Origin of the sequence: Solwaraspora sp. WMMB335 (genome assembly GCF_049179075.1) — a bacterium.
GTDB lineage: Bacteria > Actinomycetota > Actinomycetes > Mycobacteriales > Micromonosporaceae > Micromonospora_E.
Map to the genome: position 1 here is coordinate 1,697,939 of NZ_JBMHMF010000001.1, position 20,685 is coordinate 1,718,623.

At 69.3% G+C, this 20,685-nt stretch carries 18 protein-coding genes, 3 tRNA genes and 1 pseudogene; 15 read left to right on the forward strand and 7 right to left on the reverse strand.

The features are described 5' to 3' along the window. Positions 1-3: 3 nt before the first annotated feature. Positions 4-1,053: a class I SAM-dependent methyltransferase gene (locus ACN27F_RS06945; RefSeq protein WP_421431782.1), complete on the reverse strand. Its 1,050-nt coding sequence runs from the start codon at positions 1,051-1,053 to the stop codon at positions 4-6. Continuing rightward, complete coding sequence (locus ACN27F_RS06950) at positions 1,043-1,279, reverse strand: hypothetical protein (RefSeq protein ID WP_421431783.1); 237 nt, start codon at positions 1,277-1,279, stop codon at positions 1,043-1,045. Before ACN27F_RS06950 ends, ACN27F_RS06945 begins: the two co-directional genes overlap by 11 nt. Positions 1,280-1,497: 218 nt before the next feature. Between ACN27F_RS06950 and ACN27F_RS06955 the strand changes: the two genes are divergently transcribed. From ACN27F_RS06955 to ACN27F_RS06970, 4 genes are read left to right on the forward strand one after another with little or no spacing between them, the layout of a single operon-like run. Next, positions 1,498-2,688 carry a CaiB/BaiF CoA transferase family protein gene (locus ACN27F_RS06955; protein ID WP_421431784.1) on the forward strand — a complete coding sequence of 397 codons (1,191 nt, stop codon included), beginning with the start codon at positions 1,498-1,500 and terminating at the stop codon, positions 2,686-2,688. A gap of 1 nt (position 2,689) precedes the next feature. Continuing rightward, positions 2,690-3,199, forward strand: a complete 510-nt coding sequence (locus ACN27F_RS06960) for a MaoC family dehydratase (RefSeq protein WP_421431785.1) — start codon at positions 2,690-2,692, stop codon at positions 3,197-3,199. Continuing rightward, positions 3,196-4,353 carry an acyl-CoA dehydrogenase family protein gene (locus tag ACN27F_RS06965; protein WP_421431786.1) on the forward strand — a complete coding sequence of 386 codons (1,158 nt, stop codon included), beginning with the start codon at positions 3,196-3,198 and terminating at the stop codon, positions 4,351-4,353. The genes ACN27F_RS06960 and ACN27F_RS06965 overlap by 4 nt, the downstream gene beginning before the upstream one ends. Before the next feature lie 31 nt (positions 4,354-4,384). Then, positions 4,385-5,062, forward strand: a complete 678-nt coding sequence (locus tag ACN27F_RS06970; protein ID WP_421431787.1) for a GntR family transcriptional regulator — start codon at positions 4,385-4,387, stop codon at positions 5,060-5,062. 36 nt (positions 5,063-5,098) lie between these two features. On the opposite strand, the gene ACN27F_RS06975 is transcribed toward ACN27F_RS06970, so the two are convergent. Next, entirely contained in the window at positions 5,099-6,301 is a 1,203-nt protein-coding gene (locus tag ACN27F_RS06975; protein WP_421431788.1) for a CHAT domain-containing protein, read from the reverse strand. A 192-nt stretch (positions 6,302-6,493) separates the two neighbouring features. On the opposite strand from ACN27F_RS06975, the gene ACN27F_RS06980 reads away from it, so the two are divergent. From ACN27F_RS06980 to ACN27F_RS07010, 7 genes and pseudogenes are all read left to right on the forward strand, one after another. After that, positions 6,494-7,684, forward strand: a complete 1,191-nt coding sequence (locus ACN27F_RS06980) for a helix-turn-helix domain-containing protein (protein ID WP_421431789.1) — start codon at positions 6,494-6,496, stop codon at positions 7,682-7,684. Between the two features lie 105 nt (positions 7,685-7,789). After that, positions 7,790-7,966: a hypothetical protein gene (locus tag ACN27F_RS06985; RefSeq protein ID WP_421431790.1), complete on the forward strand. Its 177-nt coding sequence runs from the start codon at positions 7,790-7,792 to the stop codon at positions 7,964-7,966. Beyond that, a pseudogene (locus tag ACN27F_RS06990) lies at positions 7,963-8,134 on the forward strand (helix-turn-helix domain-containing protein); the annotation flags it as partial. The gene ACN27F_RS06985 and the pseudogene ACN27F_RS06990, both read left to right, overlap by 4 nt. Positions 8,135-9,536: 1,402 nt before the next feature. Further along, positions 9,537-10,757, forward strand: coding sequence for an IS110 family transposase (locus tag ACN27F_RS06995; protein ID WP_421431791.1), 1,221 nt, complete (start codon positions 9,537-9,539; stop codon positions 10,755-10,757). Between the two features lie 534 nt (positions 10,758-11,291). Then, the gene (locus ACN27F_RS07000; protein WP_421440016.1) at positions 11,292-12,050 is read left to right on the forward strand and encodes an NUDIX hydrolase; all 759 of its coding nucleotides are present in this window, start codon (positions 11,292-11,294) and stop codon (positions 12,048-12,050) included. Next, a complete protein-coding gene (locus ACN27F_RS07005; protein WP_421431792.1) occupies positions 12,047-13,198 on the forward strand; it encodes a purine phosphorylase in 1,152 nt (383 codons plus the stop codon). The genes ACN27F_RS07000 and ACN27F_RS07005 overlap by 4 nt, the downstream gene beginning before the upstream one ends. Beyond that, on the forward strand, positions 13,195-15,204 hold the full coding sequence (locus ACN27F_RS07010) for a hypothetical protein (protein ID WP_421431793.1): 2,010 nt from the start codon (positions 13,195-13,197) through the stop codon (positions 15,202-15,204). Before ACN27F_RS07005 ends, ACN27F_RS07010 begins: the two co-directional genes overlap by 4 nt. A gap of 499 nt (positions 15,205-15,703) precedes the next feature. Here ACN27F_RS07010 and ACN27F_RS07015 read toward each other — a convergent pair. The 3 genes from ACN27F_RS07015 to ACN27F_RS07025 form a co-directional block, all read right to left on the reverse strand. Continuing rightward, a tRNA-Val gene (locus ACN27F_RS07015) sits at positions 15,704-15,778 on the reverse strand. 10 nt (positions 15,779-15,788) lie between these two features. Next, a tRNA-Cys gene (locus ACN27F_RS07020) sits at positions 15,789-15,859 on the reverse strand. Between the two features lie 35 nt (positions 15,860-15,894). Then, positions 15,895-15,967 (reverse strand) — tRNA-Gly (locus ACN27F_RS07025). A gap of 253 nt (positions 15,968-16,220) precedes the next feature. Between ACN27F_RS07025 and ACN27F_RS07030 the strand changes: the two genes are divergently transcribed. Further along, positions 16,221-16,823 (forward strand): TetR/AcrR family transcriptional regulator, encoded by a 603-nt coding sequence (locus ACN27F_RS07030; RefSeq protein WP_421431794.1) that lies wholly within the window; start codon positions 16,221-16,223, stop codon positions 16,821-16,823. Between the two features lie 14 nt (positions 16,824-16,837). Here ACN27F_RS07030 and ACN27F_RS07035 read toward each other — a convergent pair whose 3' ends face one another. Then, positions 16,838-17,683, reverse strand: coding sequence for a PmoA family protein (locus ACN27F_RS07035; RefSeq protein WP_421431795.1), 846 nt, complete (start codon positions 17,681-17,683; stop codon positions 16,838-16,840). Positions 17,684-17,931: 248 nt separating this feature from the next. Here ACN27F_RS07035 and ACN27F_RS07040 point away from each other — a divergent pair, with 248 nt between their 5' ends. The 3 genes from ACN27F_RS07040 (at position 17,932) to rhaI (ending at position 20,683) form a co-directional block, all read left to right on the forward strand. Further along, positions 17,932-18,969 (forward strand): LacI family DNA-binding transcriptional regulator, encoded by a 1,038-nt coding sequence (locus ACN27F_RS07040; RefSeq protein WP_421431796.1) that lies wholly within the window; start codon positions 17,932-17,934, stop codon positions 18,967-18,969. 152 nt (positions 18,970-19,121) lie between these two features. Further along, on the forward strand, positions 19,122-19,526 hold the full coding sequence (locus ACN27F_RS07045) for an L-rhamnose mutarotase (protein WP_421431797.1): 405 nt from the start codon (positions 19,122-19,124) through the stop codon (positions 19,524-19,526). Further along, complete coding sequence (gene rhaI / locus ACN27F_RS07050) at positions 19,523-20,683, forward strand: L-rhamnose isomerase (RefSeq protein ID WP_421431798.1); 1,161 nt, start codon at positions 19,523-19,525, stop codon at positions 20,681-20,683. The genes ACN27F_RS07045 and rhaI overlap by 4 nt, the downstream gene beginning before the upstream one ends. The last annotated feature ends 2 nt before the right edge of the window (positions 20,684-20,685 follow it).

Here is a 20,685-nt window from a genome sequence, read left to right on the forward strand (position 1 = left end):
CCCTCACTTCGCTTCGATCAACGTCCACGGCAGCCGCCAGGTCGCCGGCGCCTCGGAAAGGTCCCGCCCGGCCGGGAACGTCGACAGGGTCGAGCTGGCGAACCCCGCCGCCGTGAGTTCGGCGGGCAGGTCGGTGGAGAGCAGCCCCGGCATGAACGGCTCACCGTTGCGCCTGGAATGGCCAAGGTGGAAGAAGAGTCCGAGCTCGCCGCCGGGCACCAGGTAGAAGTCGAGGACGATGAGGCGTCCGCCTGGTCGCAGCACCCGCCGCGCCGCCCGCAGGAAGGAGAGCACCGCGTCGACGGGCATCTCGTGGATCAGCATCGTCGCGGTCACCACGTCGAAGCTGGCGTCCGGGTAGACCGCGAGGTCCTCGGCCCTGGTCTGGTGCAGGTGGGCGGTGACGTCCTGGGCCAACGCGTTGTAGTGCGCGGCACGCAGCGCGGGGGCGCTCAGGTCGCAGCCGCTGAGCTCGGCCTGCGGCAGGACGGGCCCGAGTGCGGTGAGCGTCCGGCCGAACCCGCATCCCACGTCGAGCACCCGTCGCGGCTTGTGTTCCGCGATGTGCGCGGCCAGCCGGTCGTGCACCGAGATCTGCTCGTTGCTCATCATCGTGACGGAGCCGGCGGCCCACTCGTAGACCACTCCGTCGTAGTCGCGACTATGGATGCCGCCCGGCACGAGGTGAAAGTCGATCTCGCGGTAGTAGGCGGGGTGCTCCAGGTCGGGGTCGAGGACGAGACGCTCGGGGTGCCGGCCGGCGGCCCGGCCGAGTTCGGCGGCGATGTGCTCGCGCTGCGCCTCGGCGGCGGCGAGCAGCCCACGCGGTCCGCTGTACTTCACCTTCTGGAGATGGTGTTCCAGCCATCCGAACACCTGGTAAGCGGTCGAGCCGACGAGGGCCTGCTCGATGCCCTCCGCGTCGAGGCCGGGATCGTCGGCTAGCGCCTGTTCGGCCTCGGCCACCACCTGCCGGTAGAGCGGGTCGGCCCAGTAGCGGCGGATCGCCAGGACCAGGTGTTGCTGGATCTGGAACCGGCTGTCAGGCAGCATCCGCGCACGCTCCCGTCAGGGAGCCGAGCCAGGCGGCGACCAGTTCATCGGCGCGCCGGGCGATCAGGGCGTCTTCCTCGGCGCTCAGCGGGGCGTCGAGGTCGGTGGCGCCGAGTTCCGTTCGCACTTGGCGGGCGGCGAGCGCGAGCATCTCCCCGGCGAGCGCCAGTCCGGTGGACATGACGGCGGCGAGGTGGGGCTCAGCGAGGTGCGGGGCGTAGTTCACCTGGACATCCCTTCACAGGAGCCTGTTCCTCTGAGCGAAATAATATTCCATTTTCCTACCACCGTACCGACGGGCGGTCAAGATCGAGCTCGGGATCGATATGGTCGTCTAGCTGGGAGATTCTACGAAGACTTGGTAGGTAGTTGGCGTCCAACGGCGACCGACTGCACACTCACTGACCTTCCTGGCATAGGAAATATGATGTATGATCATGAACCATGCAGAGCGACTCACCGGCTCTCCCCCTCGCTCACATCACCGTCGTCGCCGTCGAGCAGGCGGTGGCGGTCCCGTACGCCACGAGACAGCTCGCGGACCTGGGCGCCCGGGTCATCAAGATCGAGCGACCCGGCTCCGGTGACTTCGCCCGCGGCTACGACACCACGGTGCTCGGGCAGTCGAGCTACTTCGTCTGGCTCAACCGGGGCAAGGAATCCGTCGCCCTCGACCTAAAACAGCCGCGCGGGCTCGCGGTGCTCCACCGGCTCATCGCGGGAGCGGACGTCTACCTGCAGAACCTCGCCCCCGGGGCCGCCGCCCGGCTCGGGATCGACGCCCGCACCCTCGCCGGTCGCTACCCCGACCTGGTCGCCGGCGATCTGAGCGGTTACGGCTCGGCCGGCCCGTGGCGTCACCGAAAAGCCTACGACCTGCTGATCCAGTGTGAGACAGGGCTGGTGGAGCTGACCGGTCCGGCCGAATCGGCTGCCCGCGCGGGAATTTCCATCGCCGACGTCGCCGGCGGGATGTACACGCTCACCGGCGTCCTCGCCGCACTCGCCGCCCGGGAACACACCGGCCACGGCGGATCCTTCGAGGTGTCTCTATTGGACAGTCTGGCCGAGTGGCTGGGGCAACCGATCCACTTCACCGACGGATCCGGCGAGCCGCCGCCACGCACCGGGCTGGCGCACCCGTCCATCAGCCCGTACGGCCCCTACCCGGCCGCCGACGGCAACGTGATGATCGCGGTGCAGAACGATCGGGAGTGGCGGCGCTTCTGCACCGAGGTGCTGAAAGACCCCGCCCTGGCCGACCGCCCCGAGTTCGCCACGAACCCCGCCCGGGTGGCCGCGCGGACCGCGCTCGACACCGCCATCACCCAGGTGACCTCGGCCCTGACCACCCGGGAGCTCACCGGACGGCTCGACGCGGCAGAAATCGCCAACGGCAAGATCAACCACGTCGCCGACTTCCTGGACCATCCCCAGCTCACCGCGCGGCAGCGCTGGCACGAGGTGAGCACGCCGGCCGGCGTGACCCGTGCGCTCGCGCCGCCCGTCATCTACCACGACGCGCCGCCGCCACCGATGCCGCCCGTACCGGCCGCGGGCGAGCACACCGCCGCGGTCCTGGCCGAGTTCGGCCTCAGCCCCGACGAGATCAGCGCCGTACGAGGACAGGACTGACATGGCCACGCACCACGGCTGGACGGGCCGTTACCTGGAGGACTTCGCGGTCGGTGACGTCTACCTCCACGCCGCGGGGCGGACCGTCAGCTCCACCGACAACGCCTGGTTCACCCTGCTGACCCAGAACACCGCGCCGCTGCACGTCGACCACCACTACGCGGCCCGGACCCCGTTCGGCCGGCCGCTCGTCAACTCCTGCCTGACCCTGGCGATCGTGACCGGGCAGAGCGTCGCGGACGTCTCCCAGAACGTGCTGGCGAACCTGGCCTGGGACGAGGTGCGGCTACCGCACCCGGTCTACGAAGGCGACAGCATCTACTCCCGGTCAGAGGTGCTGTCGGCGCGTCCCAGCCGCAAGCATCCGAACGCCGGCATCGTCGCGGTCCGTACCACCGGCTACAACCAGGACGGCACCGAAGTCATCACGTTCCGGCGGACGGTGCTCGTCTACCGGCGGGGGCACGGGCCCAACGCCAGCCGCCAGCATCGAGAAGGGAACCATCGGTGAGCGAACTTTCCGACGAGGAGCAGCAGATCGTCCGGCTGGCGGCCAGCTTCACCGACCGGGAGGTGCGGCCGGTGGCCCGGGAACTCGAGCACGCCAACACCTACCCGGGCGCGTTGATAGACCAGATGAAGGAACTCGGCGTGTACGGGCTGACCGTGCCACCGCCCTACGGCGGTTTCCACGTCTCCACGAAGTGTTACGCGTTGGTGACCGAGGAACTCGCCCGGGGCTGGATGAGCCTGGCCGGGGCGTTCGGCGGGCATTCGGTGGTCTGCCACCTGCTGACGAGATTCGGCACCGACGAGCAGAAGGACGCGTACCTGCCCCGGCTGGCCACCGGCGAACTGCGGGCGACGATGGCGCTGACCGAGCCGGGCAGCGGCTCCGACCTACAGGCGATGCGCACCACCGCCCGGCCCGACGGGCGGGACTGGCTCCTCGATGGCAGCAAGATCTGGATAAGCAACGCCCGCCACAGCGGCCTCATCGCGGTGCTCTGCCTCACCGATCCCACTGCCGAGCCCCGGCACACCGGCGCGTCGATCCTGCTGGCCGAGCCGGGAGACGGCCTCACCATCTCCCGGGACCTGCCCAAGCTCGGTTACAAGGGGGTCGAAAGCTGCGAGCTGACCTTCCAGGATCTGCGGGTGTCCGGCGCCGGCCTGCTCGGCGACCGGCCGGGGCGCGGGTTCGCCCAGATGATGGCCGGTCTCGAACTCGGCCGCATCCAGGTCGCCGGCCGCGCGATCGGGGTGGCCCGCGCCGCCTTCGACGACGCGCTTCGCTACTCCCAGGAGCGGGAGACCTTCGGCAAGCCGATCTACCAGCACCAGAGCATCAGCAACTACCTGGCCGACATGGCGACGAAGATCACCGCCGCCCGGTCGCTGAACCTCTACGCGGCCGACCGCCATGACCAGGGCCACCGGGCGGATCTTGAGGCGGGAATGGCGAAACTCTTCGCCTCCGAGGTCGCCATGGAGGTGTCCGCGACGGCGGTGCGGATTCACGGCGGCTACGGCTACTCCACCGAGTTCGACGTCGAAAGATACTATCGCGATGCTCCGCTGACGGTCGTCGGCGAGGGCACGAACGAAATCCAGCGCAACGTCATCACCAAGCAACTGATCAAGCGAGGCCGCCTGACCCCGTAGCAGACGGGCGGACGACAGAAGGGCGGGCGACATGCCGCTGGCGAGCGGGGCAGCCATGATGGACGAGCCGAGGCGACCACAGCTCAACGACGAAGCCGCCGGCTACATCCGGGAACTCATCATGACCGGTCAGTTGCCACCCGGGACGTTCATCCGCATCGACCGGATCGCCAGAGAGCTCGGCGTCAGCGCCACCCCGATCCGGGAAGGGCTGCTGGCCCTGCGCGGCGAGGGCTTCGTACAGCTCGAACGCAGGCGCGGTTTCGTCGTCGCGCCGCTGTCCGGCGACGACATCCGGGACATCTTCACCGCACAGTCGCTGCTGGCGGGCGAGCTGGCGGCGAGAGCGGCGCACCGGCTGACCGACGGGCAGCTCGGTGAGCTCACCCGGCTCCAGGAGACGCTGGCGCAGGCCGCGGCACGGGGCGAGGTCGCTCGGCTGGAGGCGATCAACCACCAGTTCCACCGCACCATCAACCGCATCGCGGACGCCCCGAAGATCGCGTGGCTGCTCTCCGTCGGCGCCCGCTACGTCCCCCGCCGCTTCTACGCCACCGTGCCCGGCTGGCCGCAGGCATCCACCGACGACCACGCCGGCATCCTCAAGGCGCTCTGCGGGCGCGACCCGGACGCTGCGGGCGAGAGCATGGCCAACCATGTCAGGCATGCCGGCGAACTCCTCGCCGATCACTTCGACCGTGCCCGGTAGCCCGGACCGGGTTGCTGGGCCGTCGCCGCAGCCGGGTCAAGCCGGCCCTGCAGGCGCAGGCGCAGGGGCGGGCTCAGTCGCGGGCGCAGGGGTGAATCCGCCGAGGTGCAGATATGCTGCCCACGTCTCGGCTGCCTGGGGCAGCCGACCGCGCAGCTCGCGAACGGCGTGGTGCAGGGCCTCGGGTGCGCGCGTCGGCTGGAGGTTCCTGCCGGGGCCGGTCATGCATGCGTAGACGTTCTGGGCGAGCCCAGCCGCAGCGTCGTCCTCGACCGTCCATAGAGTCGAGATCACCTGATGGAAGCCGGCGAGCTGAACCGCGCCCGCGATGTGGAGGCCCTCGTCGGCGGCGTCGGCCAGGCCGACGGTGGTGTCGCAGGCAGAGAGGTAGGCGAGGTCCGCGCCGTCCAGGCGTAGGGCGGCCAGGTCGAGCGGGGTGATGTCGCCGGTGGTGAGCGCGAGTCGCGGCGCGCCGAAGGGGTCGCCGCCAGTCCACCCGGCGTGGCAGGCGAAATGCACGCAGGTGTGTCCGGGGATGGCCCGCAGGACGTCGGCGGGCTTGGCGTGCCGATCTTCCAGGACCCGTGTACGGGCGACCGTCCTGGACAGGGCGCGGGCTTCGCGGCTGGCCGCGGGTAGCGGGGTGAGGCCCGGTGCAGCCGGCGCCGACACCACCAGCAGCGTCGCCGGTCCGCGCGGGGTGTGCGGCCGCAGCAGAGCGTGCGAGAGGTTGATGTCGACGAGTATCCGCGCTGGATGTCCCGCCGAAGCGACCCGTTCTGCCTGCTCGAAAAGCTTGACAGCCTGCTCTAGCCCGGTCGCGTCCGGCTGCTGCTCCGCGGCCAGCAGGTGGACCGCACCAGCCTCGACCCAGGCGTTCGGGCCGTCGGCGGGACCGGACCAGTCGCACCCGGCCGTCGCCTCGCGCAGGTCGTCTGGAAGCACATGGCGGTGGTGCGGTAGCAGGAGCGCGAGGATCGCGAAGGCGGCGGAGAAGTCCTGCTCGTCCAAGCCGCTCGGCATTGACTGTGCGCGGTACAAGTGCAGCGTTCCGGCCACCCAGAACGCGAGCAGAACATCGTCGCTCGTCTCGGGGCCAAGTCGCTCCTCCGGCGGGCCCAGCGCCAGCAGGATCTCGGCGCCCCAGGACAGTACCTCAGCGTCCAGGACGCGGGCCGACTCCGGCGATGTCTCATGCCACTCCAGGCGCCGCCTGAGCGTCTCGACGACGTCCGACAAAGCCATGCGCACCCTCCGGACTGATCCCGGATGGGATCTGACGGACGCCTCACCCCGAGCTCGCCGACGGGCCGCAGGCACGCTGGGAACGCGCACACCCCTAGATCCCGAACGGGTACGGTCGAGGCAGTGCACCCGTCGGCCGGGTCAGCGGTCGGTGGCTGGCCCCGCTGTCCAGGAGGTGACGACAGGATGCCTGAGGCTGAGAAGGCCGACACCGTCGGTTCCCGGATCCGGTACTGGCGGATGCGTCGGGGCGCAATGAGCCAAGGCATTCTCGCCGGCTTGGCAGGCGTCAGCCAGCCGTACATCTCGCAGTTGGAGTCTGGTAGCAAGAGCGTCGACCGGCGTTCGACGCTGGTCGCCATCGCGAGTGCTCTTCAGGTGACCGTGGCCGACCTGCTGGGTCAGGGCACCGAGCCGGGGGATCCGGCGCGGGACCGGGCCGGGGCGTGTGTTCCGCAAATCTGGTCGGCGCTCATCGAGATTGAGGACGGTGAGCGGCAGCCGTCTGCCGGCAGTGCCGACGAGCTTGGCGCGTGGATCGCCCGTGGTGACCAGCTCAGGGCGAGCGCGAACTACCCGGCAATGGCTCCGATGCTGCCCGGTCTGCTGCGCACTGCCGCCGCTGTCGGTGGGGCCACGCTCGCTCATGTCGCCTATCTGACGTCGACCTGTCTGCGGAATCTCGGTTACCGGCATCTTGCGTTGAACGCCGCCCGGATCGCGGTGGCGTCCGCCGAGGACGTCGAGGATCCGGCGTGGATCGGTGCTGCGCGGTTCGCGTATACGCAGAGTTTGCCGATCGAGTCGGCTGCGCTCGCGGCGCGGGCCGCCGACCGGGCGCTGGCCGAGGTCCAGGCCGGTGCGGCTGATGAGCGGGTACGGCAGATGCTCGGCCAGTTGCACCTTTCAGCGGCGCTGACCTCGGCCGTCACCGGTCGGGTGGACACCGCTCGTGATCACCTGGCGGAGGCGGCAAGGGACGCGGCTGGCCTCGGGGATCCTGCCGACGGCGCGGGCTTCAACGGCTGCGGTTTCGGGCCGACTAACGTCGGCCTCTGGGAGATGTCGATCGCCGCCGAGTTGGGTGAGCACGGCCGGGTCATCGAACTGTCTCGTACGGTGCGCCCTCACGTTCTCGGCGCCGCGATCCGTCACCAGTCCTACTGGTTGGATCTCGGCCGGGCGTTGTCCGCCAGTGGGCGGCGGGATGGCGAGGCGCTGGCGGCGTTCGTCCGGGCCGAGCGGGCTGCGCCGGCACCGTTCGCGTTGAACCCCCTCGCGCGCGAGGCGGTCGTTGCCATCACGCACCGTACCCGACGGCGCGCGGTTCCCGATGATCTGCGCATGCTGGCCGGACGGCTCGGCATCAGACTGTAGCCATAACCACCAGCAATAAATCAACTACCGATCGCTCCTACCGTCCTATGTGGCGCATGCAACCGCATGTCCAGCCGACCAGGCGGCAGGGGATCGCAGTCCCTGATGAACGCCGTCGCTCACTACAGCGGAGTGCTCGTGATCGCCAGACTGCTACCGATCGTCTTCGCCGGCCTGATGCCCGGCTTCCTACTCGGCCTGTTCGCCTTCCGCGTCAAGTCCCAGTGGTGCCCCCGCTGCGGCACGACCACCGAAGCCATCCACCGGAACATGCGCCAATGACCGCGCCCGGCCGCCACCGCATCGCCGAACTCCCCATCGGCCGACGAATCGCCCAACTCCGCGCCCGACGCGGCCTCACCCAACAGGTCTTCGCCGACCGCATCGGCAAATCCCACTCCTGGGTCGACAAGGTCGAACGCGGCATCCGCTCCCTCGACCGCATCTCCATCATCCACACCGTCGCCGCAGTCCTCGGCGTCACCCCCGAAACCATCCTCGGCCCCGCCACCAGCCAACCCGAACCCACCACCAACGTCACGGCCGCCGTCGAACACCTGCGCGCCGCCCTCGCCCGATACGACACCGTCATCCCCGACCGACCGTCACCGTCCGCCGAGGACCTGCACCGCCGCATCCAGTACGCCCAAACCGCCTACCAGCACGCCCACCACCCACAACTACTGCGAATGCTGCCCGACCTGCTCACCCACACCCGCCACACCACCACCAGCAACGCACCACCCGACACCACGTACCTACTCACCCGCGTGTACCGGCTCACCGCCCATCTGCTAACCAAACTCGACGAACCCCACCTCGCCTGGCTCGCCGCCGACCGCGCCATCACCACCGCCAACGGCCACCCCCGACACACCGCCACAGCCGCCATCCCACTCGCCCAAGCACTCCGCGCCCTGCACCGCCCCACCCTCGCCACCCAAGCCGCGCTCACCGCCGTACCACTGATCGACCCAGCCACGACCAACCACCCGGCACCCGACGACCACGCCATCGCCGGCACCCTGCTGATCGAAGCCGCCCTCGCCGCCGCCACCAGCAACGACCCCACCACCGCACACCAGCACACCGACCGCGCCGACAAACTCGCCGCCACCATCAGCCACCACCAGCGGCGACCCGGCGACAGCGACACCACCACCACTGTCTTCGGACCGACCGCGGTTGCGCTCGCCCGCGCCCAGGTCGGCACCATCCTCGGCAACCCGCACCAGGCCATCACCCACCACCAACACCGGCTGACCGACCCTGTCCGCCATCACCCCCCACGCCCGAAACACCCCGAACGTGATCGACGTCGTCGTGTCGTGGGGCCGGGCGAGTGCGGCCAGGGTGTCCGTCGAACGGGCCGTCAGCCGAGGAACCCCAACGCGGCACCAGCATCACCGTCGCCACCGCGCGGAAGCTCGATCAGGTCCTCCAGCGGGCATCAGCCACCCCTACCGCTCCTTCATCGACTGACTCGACCGCAGCCGGCCGCATTGGCACCGCCAACCGCTACGCCACCACCCTGCCGGCCTACACCCCAACCCAGGACCAGAACCCCGACTACCGGAGACCATCCGCAGCTCGATCGCTAGGAAAAGTGACCCGCGGCCCCGCTCCCCGTTACCTTTTTGATCGTCCCCAGCCGGGGACGACTCGGTCGCCCGGCTCGGTATGACTGAATGCCCCTGTCGTACGCATGATCCGGGGGGTGTTGTCGCCGGGCCGGGTGGCGTCGGCGGACCGCTGATAGGGACCCGGCCACCCCCGTCGTGGGGTAGGTCTCTCCGTAACGTGGATGCCGGCAGTCCGGCGCCGTGACCAGCGGCCGAGCTAGGTCATCGCCGTGAGGAGGCAAGCTGTGCACGACGGGTTCGGCGTCTTCATCGGACTCGACGTCGGCAAGGAAGGACACCACGCGGTCGCGTTGAACCGCGACGGCAAGAGGCTGCACGACGCGACGCTGCCCAACACCGAAGCCGGCCTGCGGAAACTGTTCGACAAGCTGGGCCGGCACGGCCGGATCCTGGCCGTGGTCGACCAGCCCGCCTCGATCGGCGCGCTGCCCGTCGCGGTCGCCCGCGCCTGCGGCCACCAGGTGGCCTACCTGCCCGGTCTGGTCATGCGCCGCCTGGCCGACCTGCACCCCGGCACCGCGAAGACCGACGCCCGCGACGCGTACGTCATCGCCGACGCCGCCCGCACCCTGCCCCACACCCTGCGCCGGGTCGACACCGGCGACGAGACCCTCGCCGAGCTGGAGGTGATGGTCGGCTACGACGACGACCTCGCCGGCGAGGTGACCCGCGTGGCCAACCGCATCCGGGGCCTGCTCACCCAGATCCACCCACCCCTGGAACGCGTCCTCGGCCCGAAACTGCAGCACCCCGCTGTCCTGGAGGCCATCTCGCGGTGCGGCGGACCCACCGGAATCCGCAGGGCTGGCCGGGCGAAACTCACCGAGATCGTCAAGGCCCGCGCGCCACGCATGGGCGCCCGCCTGGTCGAGCAGATCTTCACCGCGCTCGACGCGCAGACCGTCGTGGTCCCCGGTACCACCGCCGCCGAGACCGTCCTTCCCCGACTCGCCGACAGCCTGCGTGACCTGCTGCGACAACGCGACCAGGTCGCCGAACAGGTCGAAGGGATGCTTGATGCGCACCCTCTTGCCCCGGTCCTGACCTCGATGCCCGGCATCGGCGTCAGGACCGCGGCCCGCATCCTGCTCGAAGTCGGCGACGGCACCTCGTTCCCCACCCCCGGCCACCTGGCCGCCTACGCCGGCCTGGCCCCGGTCACCCGCCGATCCGGCACCAGCATCCGTGGTGAACACCCACCCAAGGGCGGCAACAAGCAGCTGAAACGCGCGTTCTTCCTGTCCGCGTTCGCCGCGCTCGCCGACCCGCTCAGCCGCGCCTACTACGACCGCAAACGCGCTGAGGGCAAGAAGCACAACGCCGCCCTCATCTGCCTCGCCCGCCGCCGCGTCGACGTCCTCCACGCCATGCTCCGGACCCAGCGGCCATACCAGCCCAAAACGGCGGACGAACCCCGCCTCGCTGCTTGACACAACCCATAGGGACACCCCCCGTGCTCCCCAGATAAGGGCCGGGACAGCAAAAGGCCCGTTACCAGGTATCCGATAACGGGCCGCATGACGTGCTTGTATAACTGGTGGGCGATACTGGGTTCGAACCAGTGACCTCTTCCGTGTCAACATTGCCCGGACAGCGGCCGTGACCTGCCCAAACGCGATTTGGTCAGGTCACGGCGAGTCCCTTGAGCGCCGTTGACATCCGTTCGACGCCGTTCACGCCCAGCAGCCGCACCCCATGATCCAACCCGCCAGGCAGGGCAGCCGGGAGCACGGCACCCGCGACTTCCCGATCACCCCGACAAACATCGCGGAACGCTCCCCCACCCACGCGAATCACCGCACCTGACCAGTGCAAACACCTCGACCGGCGGGAGCACTCACACCGCAACCACGTGTCGACGACGCACTGATTGAGGCGGCGTTGCCAGCTGTCGGACTCACTTCTTGATAATCAAGCCGCTACTTTGGGTGTCGGCGACGCGACAGCTCGGATGGCTTCTTGTCATGTCGACAAAAAGCTATGGTCGAGCGGTGCCCGATAACACTTGGGAACCACCCCGGATCCTGCTCACCGTCGATCTCGTGATCCTCACCCTGCGCGATGGCCGTCTGCACCTGCTTCTCGTACGGCGCGGCGTCGAGCCGTTCGTTGGGCAGGCGGCGCTGCCTGGTGGATTCCTCGCCGATGAGCGCGAGGACATCCTCGGCGCCGCCCGCCGGGAGCTGCGGGAGGAGGCAGGGCTCACCGACATCCCGCACCTGGAGCAGCTCGGTACATACGGCGACCCCGACCGTGACCCTCGTGGACGCGTAGTCTCCGTCGCCCACCTCGCCGTCGTGCCGCGCCTTCCCGAGCCCCTCGCCGGAACCGACGCCGCAGCCGCCGAGTGGACTCCGTCCGCCGATGTACTTGCGGCGCGGGTACCGCTTGCCTTCGACCATCTACGGATCGTTGTCGACGGGGTGGAGCGTGCTCGTTCCAAGTTGGAGCACACGGGACTCGCGACCGCTTTCTGCCCCGAGGTCTTCACTCTCACGGAGCTGCAGCAGGTCTACGAGGCCGTCTGGGGCATGCCGCTCGACCCTCGCAACTTCTACCGCAAGGTCCAGGGCACGAAGGGCTTCGTGGTCCCCGCCGGTCCGCCGCGCGCCACGGGCACCGGTCGCCCGGCCCGCGTCTACCGCGCTGGTCCGTGCCAGAACCTCTACCCACCCATGATCCGCACGGATTCGGCCGTCACATCCGGAGGAGATGAGAGATGACCAGACCTGTGGTCGTGCTCACCGCAGTGGACCTCGAGTACAACGCAGTCCGCGAACGTCTCACGAAAGTCGAACCGCACGTTCATCCGATGGGCACGCGATTCGAGCGTGGCACTGTGACCGGAGGCTCCTGTGAGATCATTCTCGGCCTTGTCGGCAAGGGGAACCACCCCTCCGCCGTCATCGCCGAGCGTGCCATGACCGAGTTCGATCCGGAAGCGGTCATCTTCGCCGGCGTGGCCGGAGCGCTCTGGCCCTCCGTCGGCCTCGGCGACGTCGTCGTGGCCACCCACGTGTACGCCTATCACGGCGGCACCAGCGAGAGCGACGCGTTCCGCACCCGACCTCGCGTGTGGGAAATCCCCCATGTCTGTGATCAGCTCGCCCGGCACCTTGAGCGGGAACGGGGCTGGGCACGGGGCCTCACCGGAGGAGTGCCCCAGGTGCGGTTCGGGCCGATCGCCGCTGGAGAGGTCGTCCTCGATTCGGCGTCCTCGCCCGAGGCGACGCGCATTCGTGATCACTACAACGACGCGTTGGCGGTGGAGATGGAGTCCGCCGGGGTCGCCCAGGCCGCCCACCTAAACCGCTCTCTGCCGGCCGTCGTCGTCCGCGGTATCAGCGACCGTGCCGACGGGACCAAGGTCCACACCGACAGCGAGACCTGGCAGCCGCGTGCCGCCGCCAACGCCGCGGCCTTCGCCCTCGCGCTCGCCCAGGAGCTCGGGTCGCAGCATGGCTCCTCCCCTCGCCGCCCTCGGAAAGAAGCAGGAGATGCGTCGATGTCCGGCTCGGTCAAAAACGTCGCCAAGGACAACGCCCACGTCGGATTCCAGGCACATACCGTTCACCACGCGACCGTCTACGGCGCGCCGGGCGGTCCCGGCAGGGAGACATTCCACGACCAGCTCGCAGACTTGCGCGCCGCGCTCCGTAAGTGCCATGAGGCGGGTGACGTGGACACGGTCACGTACCGCGCTGCGGAGCACGAGATGGATGCCGCCTCCGACGACGTGCCACCGACCGACGACGAGGCACGCAGTCGTGCGGCCACCGCCCTGCGGAAGCTGCGCGGCCTGCTGCTGGACTGGACGGACCTCGCCACGCGGGTCGCGGGGCTCATAGCAGCTCTACGGGCCCTGTCATGAGCGCCGGGCCGCAGGAAGCAGCGTTCACCAATGTCGCGGGCGGCGATGCCCGGGTGGGGTTCCAGGCCCAATGGGTCCACATCGAAGGCGGGTACCACGTCAGCGAGGACGACCCGCCTGAGCGGCAGTTCGAGGTCGGCCTCCGCTACCTGGGGATCAGCGCGCCGTCCGAGGCGAGGGCGCTGATCATGAAAGCGGTCGCCCGGGGCTACACGAACTCCCGCGCCTATTTCTACCTGGCGCTCGCACTGCTGAGCGGCCGTACCGTGCAGAGCCTGACGGACCAGGAACTCAAGCGGCTGGCACAGGTTCGCCGTTGGGCGACACAACGCTCCGAAGATCCCTGGGCCCGAGGCATCACTGTCGTCGGCTCGCTGCTGGACTCGCTGCCGCAGACCACGGCGGAGACTCCCGACCCGGCCGCGATCGGTGCGGTGGTCAAGGAGTTCGAGTCGCTCGACCCGTCCCTACAGGAGAGTATCCTCAACCATCTCGAAGTCTTCCTCGCCGGCCCGCACCAGGACTGGACCTGGCAGAAGACGTTCGCGGCCGCTCGGCGCGACAGGACGGCCAACGAGCGGGCGCAGCGCGTCTGGAAGTTCTTCCAGCCCAAGCCGGTACGTCCTCGGCCGGTTCCGCCGCCCCCGATCCGCACCCGCGCGGCGGACTTCCTGCGCGCCATCGGCGGCTCGGCACTGCTCCTCGCCACGGGCCTATTGGTGATCAACTACGCTTTGGCGCACTCGTGGCCACGCTCGGCCGGCTACCTGATGGTGGCTCTTGGAGCCGCCGTCGTGGCGGTCCGGGCGGGATTCACGATCAGACTGGCTCAGCATCGACGACAGGTGGCCCGCCAGCGTCTCACCTTCACACCACAGCGTGTTCCCGCACAGTCCGACCGGTTCGCCTCAGCGATGGACTCCCTGTTCGACCGCTACTTCGGACGTTACCTGCCGCAGGGCCTGGCCCGGGAGACGTGGCTGACGGAAACGGCGGGCATCCGGCAGTCCCTGCGCAACGAGCTGGTCGAGCTTTACCGGGAGCAACCGGTCGACGCCAAGCGGGTCGCCTGGCTAGTGAGATTCCTCGCCAGCGACGTCAAACGGCAGTGGCTCAGCGGTGAGCTCACGACAGATCCCGAGAACTCCCGAGTGCCATCCCCGACGCGGGCCGCCTTCGGCGCCGCCGTGTTCGCCCTGGTCATTGCCGGGCCGCTGCTCCTGTGGCAGGCACTCCTCGAAGCACCGTTCACGACGGCGATCGCGACGGCCGGCGTCGTGGCCGGGGCTCGCCTCGCCATCCAGGGCTGGCATGCCATCCTTTTCGAGCGCCACCGCTACCTGGACGACCTGGTACGGGTCCGGCACGACTATGAGGACCGGTGCGCGGCGTACGACAGGTGGGTACGCAAGTTGGAATCGAAGCCGACCGACGCGGAGATGGCGCACTGGCTCGACTGCGATCGCAAGATCCTGGTCCAGGACACGCTGCGGCACTACCGCTTAGCCGCGCAGGACGTGATAGCGCACGCCTTCATCGAGGCGCCCGTGCCCGGGTGCAAGCGGGCCCGAGTCAGCAAAGGACCATGGCGCTACTCGCGATACAAACTTCTCCTCTTCCTGCTCACCAAGGACGGCGTCCGCCAAGTCACAGTCATCCTCGACTTCGAAACCACGGGATTCGGCGATCAGCAGCGCCTCACATACCAGTACAACTCGGTCGTGGCGGCACATGTCGTCGATGCCCGCAACGGCGAGAAAAAGCTCTCCCTGACCCTGACGAACAACCCCCGGGACGAACTGACGATCACTGGCGAGTGGCCAGGCATGCCGGAACTCGGCGACGACGACCGCATCGCCTCCCAGGTCTCCCTCGACGCCTCGGGTCTCGATCGCACCCTGCACGTGCTGGAAGGCATCGCCGCCGAAGGCAAGGAGTGGATCACCCACGAGAACCGCCGGGAACGCGCCGGCCTACGACGGCTCGTCGCGGCGATGGAGGACTGACCCACGCGGCGCTGGCCACTTCAGGGGTCACGGCCAGCACTCAGCCTCGGCTGATCGACCCTGTCCCGCCATCACCCCCACGCCCCGAAACACCCCGAACGTGATCGACGTCGTCGTGTCGTGGGGCCGGGCGAGTGCGGCCAGGGTGTCCGTCGAACGGGCCGTCAGCCGAGGAACCCCAACGCGGCACCAGCATCACCGTCGCCACCGCGCGGAAGCTCGATCAGGTCCTCCAGCGGGCATCAGCCACCCCTACCGCTCCTTCATCGACTGACTCGACCGCAGCCGGCCGCATTGGCACCGCCAACCGCTACGCCACCACCCTGCCGGCCTACACCCCAACCCAGGACCAGAACCCCGACTACCGGAGACCATCCGCAGCTCGATCGCTAGGAAAAGTGACCCGCGGCCCCCCCCGTGCTCCCCAGATAAGGGCCGGGACAGCAAAAGGCCCGTTACCAGGTATCCGATAACGGGCCGCATGACGTGCTTGTATAACTGGTGGGCGATACTGGGTTTGAACCAGTGACCTCTTCCGTGTCAAGGAAGCGCGCTCCCACTGCGCCAATCGCCCTCGCTGTGCGAGGTGGAGACGGGATTTGAACCCGTGTACACGGCTTTGCAGGCCGTTGCCTCGCCTCTCGGCCACTCCACCGAGGTTGCCCCCGACGTGCTCTGGTGGCATCTCCGAGCGGACGACGGGACTCGAACCCGCGACCCTCACCTTGGCAAGGTGATGCGCTACCAACTGCGCTACGTCCGCTTGTCTGCCAGCTCCCCCGCCGTGCCGCGTTCTTGCTGACGGATGAGAACTCTAGCCCAGCCCGCGAGCAAGTGCCAACTCGGGGGGCGTTCCGGCATGCCTCAATCACAATCCACCATATAGGGGACAAAAGCTCCACCACACTCGCGGCCGATCCGAACGTCGCTCGCAATACCGCGATTCGACAGTTGCGCGAGTCAGGAAATTGACTGGTAACTCATCGTATCGATGATAGTGCGTTACGGTATCCGCCGTGACAAGACGTTCGGCCGAGCTACGCCTTGACTCCCTGCTACGGACCGCCTGCGAGGTGATCGTGCAGCGTGGTCTGGCCAACACCCGTACCGCTGACGTGGCGGAGGCCGCCGGGGTCAGTCAGGCACTGGTCTTCTACCACTTCTCGACCAAGGAACGGCTGCTCGCCGAAGCCTTCGCCTACGCCGCCGAGCAGGATCTCGCCCGGCTGGACACGGTGCTGCGGTCGTCCGCCGCACCGCTGGAGAAGCTGAAGAGGATCATCCGGCTGTACGCGCCGACCGGACGCTCGAAGTCCTGGGCCCTGTGGATCGACGGGTGGTCGGAGTCGCTGCGAACCCCAGCCCTCAACCGGGTCTGTCGAAATCTTGACCTGCGCTGGAAGGAAGCGCTCACCGGAGTCATCGCCACCGGCTGCGCCGACGGCACGTTCCAGTGCCCGGATCCCAAAGGGGCGGCGTGGCGGATCAACGCGCTGATCGACGGGCTGGCCGTACAGGCGGCCGTGCACGACCGGGTGGTCTCCCGGCGCCAGCTCACCGAATGGATCCGGATCGCGGTCGCCCGGGAGATCGGCTGCAAGCCGGAGGAACTCGCCTGAGGCGCTCGCCGACGTCAGCCGAGCGCGGGCAGCACAGCGGTGACCTCGGCGAGGGTCAGCGCGCCGTCGGCGACCAGGACCCGGTGGTGCCGGTGTATCCGGCCGCCGGCGGGCACCGGCAACGGCTCGACGAAGGCCAGTGCCACGCACACCCCCGGATAGATTCCGGTCCGTACGAACCAGTGGTCGCCGTCGCCGAGCCCGGCGAACACCAGGGTGTACGGCTGGCCGCCGGCGCTGCGCCCGGTCAGCGCCACCCACGGCTCGGTGCTGCCGTTGACCGCCTCCTCCCCGTCGGCGGTGGCGGTGAAGGCGTGCGCGAGGCCGGGTGCCAGGCGCCAGAAGAACCCGCCGTACCCGGCGCCGCCCGGCCGGCCGTTGGTCGCCGGGCTGCCCAGGGTGACGTCGCGGGCCGGCGGGGCGGCGAGCGTGTACTCGATGTCGAACCGCCATGCCCGCTCGTTGCCGGCGACGCCGCGGGCCCGGACGACGCGTTCCTCGGTCAGCAGGGTGGCGCCGGTCGGATCGCACCAGCGCAACCGCTGGCCGAACCGGTCCGGACGCCGGTCCAGCCAGGCGTCGTGCTCGATCCGCCCGTGGTCGTCGCGCCAGGTGTAGCCGGCGTCCCGCACGTACGTACGCCCACCCCACAGGTTGGTGCCGGAGACGTCCTGCATGGTCACCGACACCCCGAGGTGCCAGCGGTGGTCCGCCGGCAGGGTGTCGGTGACCTCGACGCCGGCGAGGGTCCGCACCGGGTGCAGGTACGGCCGGGGCGAGTAACGGGGATCGATGTCGGGGTGGACGACGTACTCGGCGACCGGTCGGCCGGCGACCTCCAGCATCAACACGTCACTCATCGGAGAACCGCCTCTCGCTGGGCACGGGGGCACCGGGTCGACTCGGCAACGGCCGGTGGGGGCAGGACGGATGAACGGACGGACGGGAAAGCGCTTGCCCTCGGCAGCGTACCCGTCACGCGTCCAGTTGCGGACCACCGGTGCTATCCGCTGATGATCGCAAGGCAGATAATCGGGACAGCGGTTGTGGCGTTCACCGGGCCGTGGGCAGTGCCGACACCAGCGCCACGCGCCGAGAGGAGACCGGGATGCCGGGACCAGCGATCAGCATCCGGGACGTCGCCTCCCGGGCCGGGGTCTCGGTCGGCACCGTGTCGAACGTACTGAACCGACCCGACATCGTGGCCGCCGGCACCCGGTCGAAGGTGCTGGCCGCCATCAACGAACTGGGCTTCGTTCCGAACGACGCGGCCCGGCAACTGCGTCGGGGCCGTGGTCGCACCCTCGGGCTGGTGGTGCTGGACGTGGCGAACCCGTTCTTCACCGATGTGGCCCGGGGGGTGGAGGACGCGACCAGCGCCGCCGGCATGCCGGTGATCTTCTGCAACAGCGACGGCGACGCCACCAAGGAGAGCGCCTACCTGGATCTGCTTGAGGAACAACGGGTTCAGGGCGTGCTGATCACACCGGTCGACGACGCCAGCGAACGACTGGTCCGGCTGCGCGAACGCGGCGTACTGGTGATCCTGCTGGACCGCTATTCACGCCGGTCGGACATCTGTTCGGTGTCCGTGAACGACCGCCTCGGCGGAGAGCTCGCGCTGCGGCACCTGATCGAGGCCGGGCACCGGCGGATCGCGTTCGTCGGCGGTCCGGCCCATCTCGAACAGGTGCGGGACCGCCAGCTCGGAGCCGTCGCGGCGCTCACCGAGGCCGGGCTCAGCGAACGGCACCTGCGCCGCTTCGACACCCCGAGCCTGACCGCGGCCGCCGGCCGCGACGCCGCGGCGCGGGTGCTGGGCATGCCGCGCAGTTCACGGGTCACGGCCGTGTTCTGCGCCAACGATCTGCTCGCCCTCGGTGTCCTGCAAGGACTGACCCGCCAGCGGGTACGGGTGCCCGACGACATCGCACTCGTCGGCTACGACGACATCGAGTTCGCCGCTGCGGCGGCGGTGCCGCTGTCGTCGGTCCGCCAGCCACGCCAGCGGCTCGGGCACACCGCGGCCGACCTGTTGCTCGACGAGGCCGCTCATCCCGACAGCCACCGACACCGGCAGGTCGTGTTCGAACCCGAGCTGGTGGTCCGCGAGTCGAGCCAGTACACCCGTACCTCCGGCGGCTAGTCGGCCGCGGCCGCGCCGCCGGCCCGGCTGGCCCGGCAATGCCCCACCATGTGGCTGGTCCGGGCAGGTCACGGGGCCTGGCCACCTTGACAGCGGAATAGGCCCGCTCGTATGTTGGGCTCGGCGTTGAAACGGTTCATTCGGGAGGTGACGTGCGGCGCTACTGCTTCATGCTGCGGGTACGACCAGAGCGCCTGGTCGAATACCGAAACCGGCACGCGGCCGTCTGGCCGGAGATGCTGCGGGCGCTGCGCGACGCCGGTTGGCGCGACTACTCCCTCTTCCTGCACCCCGACGGCCTGCTGATCGGCTACGTCCGGGCCGACGACCTGGCCGCCGCGCAGGCCGCGATGGCGGCGACCGAGGTCAACGCCCGCTGGCAGGCCGAGATGGCACCGTTCTTCGCCGAGTTGGCCGGCCGCCGCCCCGACGAGGGTTTCGTTCTGCTCGACGAGATCTTCCACCTCGACGAGCAACTCACCGCGATCGGCGACCCGACCGTCCCATCCGACGCGGCCGGCAGCACCGGCCTCGGGCCAACGAAAGGCGTGCCATGACCGAGCGGATCAAAGCGGCGTTGCGCGAGCAGCAGATCGAAGTGCCGTCCTGGGCGTACGGCAACTCCGGCACCCGGTTCAAGGTCTTCGCCCAACCCGGCGTGCCGCGCACCCCGCAGGAGAAGATCGCCGACGCGGCCCAGGTGCACGCGGTCACCGGGATCGCCCCGACCGTTTCCCTGCACATCCCCTGGGACCGGGTGGACGACTACGCCGGGCTCGCCAAGTACGCCACCGACCTCGGTGTACGGATCGGGACCATCAACGCCAACGTCTTCCAGGACGACGACTACCGGCTGGGCAGCGTCACCAACCCTGACCCGCGCATCCGTCGTAAGGCCCTCGCACACCTGCTCGACTGCGTCGACGTCATGGACGCCACTGGATCGACAGATCTCAAACTATGGTTCGCCGACGGCACCAACTATCCCGGTCAGGACAGCATCCGTGCGCGGCAGGACCGGCTCGCCGAAGCGCTCGACGCCACCTACGCGCGCCTGGGCGCCCGGCAGCGGCTGCTGCTGGAGTACAAGCTGTTCGAGCCGGCCTTCTACGCCACCGACGTACCGGACTGGGGCACCGCCTACGCGCACTGCCTGCGACTGGGTGAGCGGGCCAAGGTGGTGATCGACACCGGGCACCACGCCCCGGGCACGAACATCGAGTTCATCGTGGCGTTCCTGCTCCGCGAGGGCAAACTCGGCGCGTTCGACTTCAACTCGCGGTTCTACGCCGACGACGACCTGATGGCCGGTGCCGCCGACCCGTTCCAACTGTTCCGGATCATGGTCGAGATCGTCTCGGCGGACGCGCTCGGCCCGGCCGGCGGCATCAATTTCATGCTCGACCAGTGCCACAACATCGAGCCGAAGATCCCCGGACAGATCCGCTCGGTGCTCAACGTGCAGGAAGCGACCGCCAAGGCGCTACTGGTCGACGCCGAGGCGCTGGCCGCGGCGCAGGCCGCCGGCGACGTGCTCGGCGCGCACGGCGTACTGATGGACGCCTTCGCCGCCGACGTCCGCCCGCTGCTGCGCGAGCTACGCGCCGAGCAGGGTCTCGACCCGGATCCGATGGCGGCGTACGCCCGCAGCGGCTACGCCGAGCGGATCGCCGCCGAACGGGTCGGTGGCCAGCAGGCCGGTTGGGGGGCCTGACG